Below are 6,614 nucleotides of genomic sequence, written 5' to 3' on the forward strand. Positions count from 1 at the left end.
GTGAGCAACACCACGACCGAGACCGAGCAGCCCCCGGCGCCGGACGAGAGCGCCGCCGAGCGGCTCAGCACCGCACCGGTCGAGTCCGACGGACCGACCGGCATCGGGGCGTTCGGCTGGGCGCGCTGGATGTGGCGCCAGCTGACCTCGATGCGGGTCGCCCTGATCCTGCTGTTCCTGCTCTCGCTGGCCGCCATCCCGGGCTCGCTGATCCCGCAGTACCAGAACGGCCAGGGGCAGCTGAAGGTCGAGGCGTGGAAGGCGCAGCACGGCACCGTCGCGCCGATCTACGAGAAGCTCCAGCTGTTCGACGTCTACAGCTCGGTCTGGTTCTCCGCGATCTACATCCTGCTGTTCGTCTCGCTGGCCGGCTGCATCGTCCCGCGCACCTGGCAGTTCGTCGGCGTGCTGCGCTCCCAGCCGCCGGCCGCGCCGCGCAACCTGACCCGGATGCCGGTGCACGCGGTCTGGCGCACCGAGGCGGACGCCGACACGGTGAACGCCGCCGCGCACCGGCTGCTGCGCAAGCGCGGCTTCCGCGCCAACCTGTCCGGCGGCGCGGTGGCCGCCGAGAAGGGCTACCTGCGCGAGGTCGGCAACCTGCTCTTCCACCTGTCGTTGTTCGCGCTGCTCGGCGGTTTCGCCTGGGCCAGCCTGGCCTCCGGCACCGGCGGCAAGCTGATGGTCGCGGGCGAGGGGTACTCGAACACCATCACCCAGCTGGACGACTTCAACGGCACCCGGTTCTACGGCAGCCAGGACCTCGACCCGTTCTACCTGAAGCTGGACGGCTTCACCTCCTCGTTCCAGACCAAGGGCGACCAGATCGGCGCGGCCCGGCAGTTCACCGCGAACGTCGAGTACTACGAGGGCAGCGACGAGTCGAAGCTGAAGAAGTCCACGATCGAGGTCAACCACCCGCTGGAGATCGGCGGCAGCAAGGTCTACCTGATCGGCCACGGCTACGCCCCGGTGATCACCGTCCGCAACGGCAAGGGTGACGTCGTCTACCAGGGCGCCGTCCCCTTCCTGCCGCAGGACGCCAACCTGACCTCGACCGGGGTCGTGAAGGTCTCCGACTACGGCACCGGCCCCGACGGCATCCGGACCCAGATGGGCTTCTCCGGCTTCTTCCTGCCGACCGCCCCGCTGAGCTTCGAGGGCACCGGTCCGGTCTCGCTGTTCCCCGGCGACGCCGCGCCCGAGCTGGTCCTGAACGCCTTCGCGGGCGACCTCGGCACCGACTCCGGCCTGCCGCAGAACGTCTACCAGCTCAACACCCGCAAGCTGACCCAGCTGACCCAGGACAGCCAGCCGGCCAAGGCCCGGCTGAAGCCCGGCCAGGGCTGGACCCTTCCCGACGGCTACGGCTCCGTCACCTTCGAGGGCTACAAGCAGTGGGCCAGCTTCAACGTCTCGCACCGCCCCGGCAACGCGATCGCGCTGACCGGCGCCGTGCTCGCGATCCTCGGCCTGATCGGCTCGCTGTTCATCCAGCGCCGCCGGATCTGGGTGCGGGCGGTCGCCCTGCCGGGCGGCGGCACCCAGGTCGAGCTGGCCGGACTGGCCCGCAGCGAGTCGGCGAAGATCGCCGAGGAGCTGGCCGAACTCGCGGTGGACCTCCAGGACGACGCCCCGGCCGCCGAGGAGGAGGACGACGCCCCGGCCTCCGAAGCGGACGACGCCCCGGCCTCCGAGGAGGACGACGGCGAAGCCGCCTGCGCGGCGGCGGCCCGGGAACCCGCCGCACCCCACGACCCCGAGGCCGAGGCCTCAGCCCCCGCAGTCCCTGCCGACCAGAACTCCAAGGAGTAGACGGTGCAACTCGCCTCGGCGGTCGACCCACAGCTGGCCGACCTCTCCAACAAGCTGATCTATTCGGCGATGGTGGTCTACACGCTCGCCATGTTCGCCCACATGATCGAGTGGACCTTCGGCAGCAAGGGCGCCGTCGCCGTCCGCTCGAAGGAGCAGGCGGGCAGCCTGTCCGAGACCGTCGCCGCGGCCGGGAAGAAGGCCGCGAAGAGGGTCACCGTCACGGTGGCGGGGGCCGGCGGCGGCACCACCACGCTCACCCGCACCGCGATCGCGGGCGAGGGCGCGACGGTGGTCACCAGCGGGCGCGCCGCCGAGGAGGAGGACGGCCCGGGCGCGGCCGGCACCAACGAGAAGGCCGACCTGGCCGGCCGGATCGCGGTCTCGCTGACCGTCCTGGCGCTGCTGCTGCACGGCGGCGGCATCGTCGCCCGCGGCCTGTCGGTGTCCCGCTGGCCGTGGGGCAACATGTACGAGTTCTCCTGCGCCTTCGCCTTCGCGATGACGGCCGCCTACCTGGTGCTGCTGGCCGGGCGGAAGAAGGTCCGCTGGCTCGGCCTGCCGGTCGTCGTCGCCGTGCTGCTGACCCTCGGCATCGCCACCACCACGCTGTACACCGACTCCGAGCAGCTCGTCCCGGCGCTGCACTCGCCGTGGCTGGCGATCCACGTCTCCACCGCGATCTTCTGCGGCGGCGCCTTCTACGCGGCGTTCATCGCCACCCTGCTGTACCTGGGCAAGGACTCCTTCGAGAAGCGCGCGGCGGCGGGCCTGACCACCGGACCGCTCGGCACCTCGGCGTCGATCTGGCGCCGCCTGCCCGCCGCGTCGACCTTCGACAAGCTGTCCTACCGGATCAACGCGCTGGTCTTCCCGCTGTGGACCTTCACCATCATCGCGGGCGCGATCTGGGCCGAGGCGGCCTGGGGCAAGTACTGGGAGTGGGACCCGAAGGAGACCTGGTCGTTCATCACCTGGGTCGCCTACGCCTGCTACCTGCACGCCCGCGCGACGGCCGGCTGGAAGGGCCGCAAGGCCGCCTACCTGGCGCTCGCGGCCTTCGCCTGCTGGCTCTTCAACTACTACGGCGTGAACATCTTCGTCACCGGCAAGCACTCCTACGCGGGGATCTGACCGGGGCACACAGTCACCCCCGGCCCGGCTCTCTCCCCAGGTAGCCGGGCCGAGGTGCGACAGGGGTAGTGCGCGCCGGCCGCCGGTCGGTGCGAGAGGGAATTGAGGAGGAAATCGCGCAATGGAGTGCGACGAGGTCATGCTGACCGTCCGAATCACCGCCGCCGAGCGCATGCTGCTCCGCAGCCTCGCCCAGGGACACCGGAGCGACGTGTCCGAGGTGGTGTCCGACGCGCTGCTGGACATCATCCCCACGCTCAGCGCGCCGGGGGACGCCTACCGGCTGCTGGGCGCGCTGGCGACGCCCGCGCCGTGCGCCCTGACGGTCTGGCTGCCGACCGCGCTGGCCGACCTGCTGGTGCCCGGCGCGGCCCGGATCGCGCAGATCACCGACGTCCGGATCGAGTCGGCCAGTGCCGCCCTGGGGGCGGCGCTGCGGCTCTGGCTGGCGCAGGACCCGGTCAGACTGGCGACCAACCTCAGCGTGATGCACGCCGGGCGGCCGTCATCGGCGCTGGTGGCGGCCTGACGGGGGCCGAGGACTCGACCGGGGCCCGGACGGACCCGACCGGCCCCGCCGTCGGGGCCGGTCAGCTGGCCAGCGGCAGCCGGCTGCCGCCGAGGTCGTCCGGCGCGGTGGGGCGGCCGTCGAGGGCGTCCCGCCGCGCCGGTACCCGCGGGCCCTCGGCGGGCCCGTCCACCGGCTCGGTGAGCAGCGTGCACTCGGCGGCGGTCCGCCCGTCCTGGATCAGCTGGACCCGGACCGGCAGCCGGCGGCCGTGCGCGGTCGGCTCGGTGACGGCCCGGACGAAGCAGGGCCGGTCCAGCTCGATGTAGCGGTCGAAGGAGGTCACCAGCTCGACCGGCACCACCGGTTCGGGGTGGCGCAGCCGCTGGGCGGCCTGGCGGGCCGCCTCCAGCACCAGCATCCCGGGCACGTGGTCCAGCTCGTGGTCGAACAGCACCGGGTGCTCGGCGTCGGTGCGCAGCAGCCAGGTGTCCGGCCGCAGGGTGGGGCTGAGCACCACGTCCGCGGGCTCGGCGCGGCCGACGAGTTCGGGCGCGGTGGGGGCCGGCGGCCGGGTCGGGGCGACGGTGTGCCGCCCGGGGCCGCGCAGCCGGTCGTACGAGGCGGGGGACAGCACGCGAAGCTGGCCCGAGCCGCGGCCGATCGGCCGGCCGTCCCGGGTGACCTCGGCGCGCACCCGCAGCGAGACCAGCCGGCCGTCCCGCATCCGGACGTCCTCGCAGCCGACGGCGAGCATCAGCGAGGCCGGTCCGGCGGTGACGGCCAAGCCGGGCAGGCCGGGCGCGCCGAGGGCGTAGGACAGGTCGTCCATCACGAAGTGGTGGCCGCGCGGCACCCCGAACCCGGCGTGGCCGATCAGCAGCCCGGCCTGCCGGACGGTCTCGGCCATCAGTACCGGGTCGTGGTAGCGGTCCCCGGGCAGCCGGTAGAAGCCGTGCAGCCGGGGCCACTGGGCGCCGAGCAGGAAGTCGTACGGGCCGGTGGACTGCCAGCCGGTGAGGAAGACCTCGGACACCGAGGCGCGGTGCACCAGGTGCCGGGAGACGGTCCGGTCGTGGAAGTCGTAGCCGGAACCGAGGCCGGTTCCGGATCCGGGGTGGGCGTAAGCGCCGTGGGGGTCCGGCTCTACGATCGATGGCATGACTGGCCCCCGCTCCCAGGGTGTCGGTCGAGCGGCCGCCATGGACGCCCGAGCAAAACATACATACCACCCGGTTTGTGTTCGGCGACTGGGGTGCCCCGGCCACGCAGCCCGGCCCGTTCACGCTACCTGCCCCGTGGGCTGGGGCAATGCCCTGTGGCCGACCGCAGACCTTGGGCGGGGGGCCGTCCCCGCTGGACGGCGGGGGCGGCCCAGGCGCTAGATTAGATACCAACCATGCGGTTTCGGTCGCAGCCGTCCGCATGCGAGCGCCGCTCCCGGCAGGGGGGCGCCGACAGCAGCCGGGCGGGGGCGGGAATCGCGCCCGGTCGAGTCCGGAGGGGGCCAGTGGTCAAGCAGGAACGGGCTGGGCGGACCCGGCAGGCCGTACTGCTCGCCGCCGCGGAGACCTTCGCGCGGGTGGGCTTCGAGGCTGCCAGCCTGGTCGACATCAGCCGGCGCGCCGGGGTGAGCAAGGGCGCCCTCTACTTCCACTTCGTGTCCAAGCAGGCCCTCGCCGACGGGGTGCGCCGCGCCGCCGGCCGGGAGATCGGCTCGGCCGCGCTGCGCGCCCTGCGCGCCGACGGCCCGGCCCTCCAGGGACTGATCGACCTCTCGCACGAGCTGGCCCGGATGATGCGCGAGGACGTGGTGGTGCGGGCCGGCGTCCGGCTCGGCCGCCAGGTCCCGCGCCGGGACGACGCCCAGGACGGCCCGCCGGGACCGCCCGGCCCGGACGCCACCTGGCGCAGCCTCGCCGCGGTCGTCCACCGGCTGCTGGACCGCGCCGCCGAGGCCGGCGAGCTGTGCCCCGGGGTGGACCGGCGGGCCGCCGCGGAGCTGCTCACCGCGGTGGCGGCCGGGCAGGTGCTGCTGGCGGGGGAGGAGACCGCCCGGCCCCGGCCGGAGGCCGTGCGCCGGGTCTGGGCGGCCGCGCTGCCGGCGCTGGTGGCAGCCGGGGACCGGGCCGGCTACCGGGTCTGATCCGGGACGGGCCGCCCGGCGACGCCCGGCGACGCCAGGCTGTGCTCAGCCGGGCCCGCCCCGGCCGCGCTCAGGTGCGCTCGGCCACGCTCAGCCGGGCGAGCGCGTGCGGCTGGACCAGCCCGGGCAGCAGCAGCGTCCACATGTCGGCCATCCGCTGGATCAGGTCCTGGCGGTCGGCCAGCACCTGGGAACTCAGCTGGATCCCGGTGACGGCCCCGGTGATCACCCCGGAGGCCGCGGCCAGGTCGATCCCCGGGTGCAGGTCCCCGGCGTCCCGGGCCTGCTCCAGCAGCTCCCGGACCAGGTCCATCCAACCCTGGTAGGCCGCGATCTGCGGCTGGGTGAAGCTGCCGTGCTCGATGGTCAGCCGGATGCTGCCGCGCACCAGCGGATCGTCCTGGAGCGCGTGGGCGAAGGCGTACGCGAGGTCGATCAGGTTCTGCACCGAGCTGTCCGAGGCCGGCTTCCAGTCGGCGATCCAGGCGCCCTGGCCCTCGATGACGGCGAGCGCCAGCTCCTCCTTGGAGCGGAAGTGGAAGTACAGCGCGCCCTTGGTGACACCGGCGCGGTCCAGGATGTCGGACATCGTGGCGGCGGCGTAGCCGCGCTCGTCGAACACCTCGGCCGCCGCGAGGAGTACCGCCTGGCGGGTCGCCAGCGCGCGGGCCTGCCTGGCCATCGCAGCCTCCCTGGAAAGTTCTGGTACCTCGGCAGCGGCCGATCCCGCAGCGGCCGATCCCATGGGGCCGACGGGGCGGCGGAGGCACATCGTCCAGGAGGCATCCTACCGAGCTGCCCGCCGCCCGGTCCGGCCCGTGCCGACGGGACGGGCCCGAAGGGTGCGCGCACCGCCGGGGAACGCCCGACGGCCGGTCACCCGAACGGGGTGACCGGCCGTCGGCGCGAGCCGGGGTCCGTCAGGCGGCTTGCTGCCAGCTGACCGGGGAGTAGTAGGCCGGGCGGCGCTCCAGGCGCTGCCAGGTGGCGATCGGCTCGATCGGCGCGGTG

At 73.8% G+C, this 6,614-nt stretch carries 6 protein-coding genes; 4 read left to right on the forward strand and 2 right to left on the reverse strand.

Going from position 1 to position 6,614, the window contains the following annotated elements; all coding sequences use genetic code 11:
• The 3 genes from AB0Q99_RS14945 to AB0Q99_RS14955 all read left to right on the forward strand — a co-directional run bounded on the left by AB0Q99_RS14945 (nt 1) and on the right by AB0Q99_RS14955 (nt 3,478).
• Entirely contained in the window at nt 1–1,815 is a 1,815-nt protein-coding gene (locus tag AB0Q99_RS14945; RefSeq protein ID WP_363571657.1) for a cytochrome c biogenesis protein ResB, read from the forward strand.
• A 3-nt stretch (nt 1,816–1,818) separates the two neighbouring features.
• Entirely contained in the window at nt 1,819–2,949 is a 1,131-nt protein-coding gene (gene ccsB, locus AB0Q99_RS14950) for a c-type cytochrome biogenesis protein CcsB (RefSeq protein WP_363571659.1), read from the forward strand.
• Nucleotides 2,950–3,070: 121 nt separating this feature from the next.
• Nucleotides 3,071–3,478 (forward strand): hypothetical protein, encoded by a 408-nt coding sequence (locus AB0Q99_RS14955; protein ID WP_363571661.1) that lies wholly within the window; start codon nt 3,071–3,073, stop codon nt 3,476–3,478.
• A 61-nt stretch (nt 3,479–3,539) separates the two neighbouring features.
• On the opposite strand, the gene AB0Q99_RS14960 is transcribed toward AB0Q99_RS14955, so the two are convergent.
• On the reverse strand, nt 3,540–4,619 hold the full coding sequence (locus AB0Q99_RS14960; protein ID WP_363571663.1) for a ScbA/BarX family gamma-butyrolactone biosynthesis protein: 1,080 nt from the start codon (nt 4,617–4,619) through the stop codon (nt 3,540–3,542).
• A 348-nt stretch (nt 4,620–4,967) separates the two neighbouring features.
• On the opposite strand from AB0Q99_RS14960, the gene AB0Q99_RS14965 reads away from it, so the two are divergent.
• Nucleotides 4,968–5,603 (forward strand): ScbR family autoregulator-binding transcription factor, encoded by a 636-nt coding sequence (locus AB0Q99_RS14965; protein ID WP_363571665.1) that lies wholly within the window; start codon nt 4,968–4,970, stop codon nt 5,601–5,603.
• Between the two features lie 70 nt (nt 5,604–5,673).
• Here the strand turns inward: AB0Q99_RS14965 and AB0Q99_RS14970 are convergent, their stop codons facing one another.
• Nucleotides 5,674–6,285 (reverse strand): ScbR family autoregulator-binding transcription factor, encoded by a 612-nt coding sequence (locus AB0Q99_RS14970; protein ID WP_363571667.1) that lies wholly within the window; start codon nt 6,283–6,285, stop codon nt 5,674–5,676.
• Nucleotides 6,286–6,614: the final 329 nt, after the last annotated feature.

The organism is Kitasatospora sp. NPDC086791 (assembly GCF_040685975.1).
Lineage (GTDB): Bacteria > Actinomycetota > Actinomycetes > Streptomycetales > Streptomycetaceae > Kitasatospora.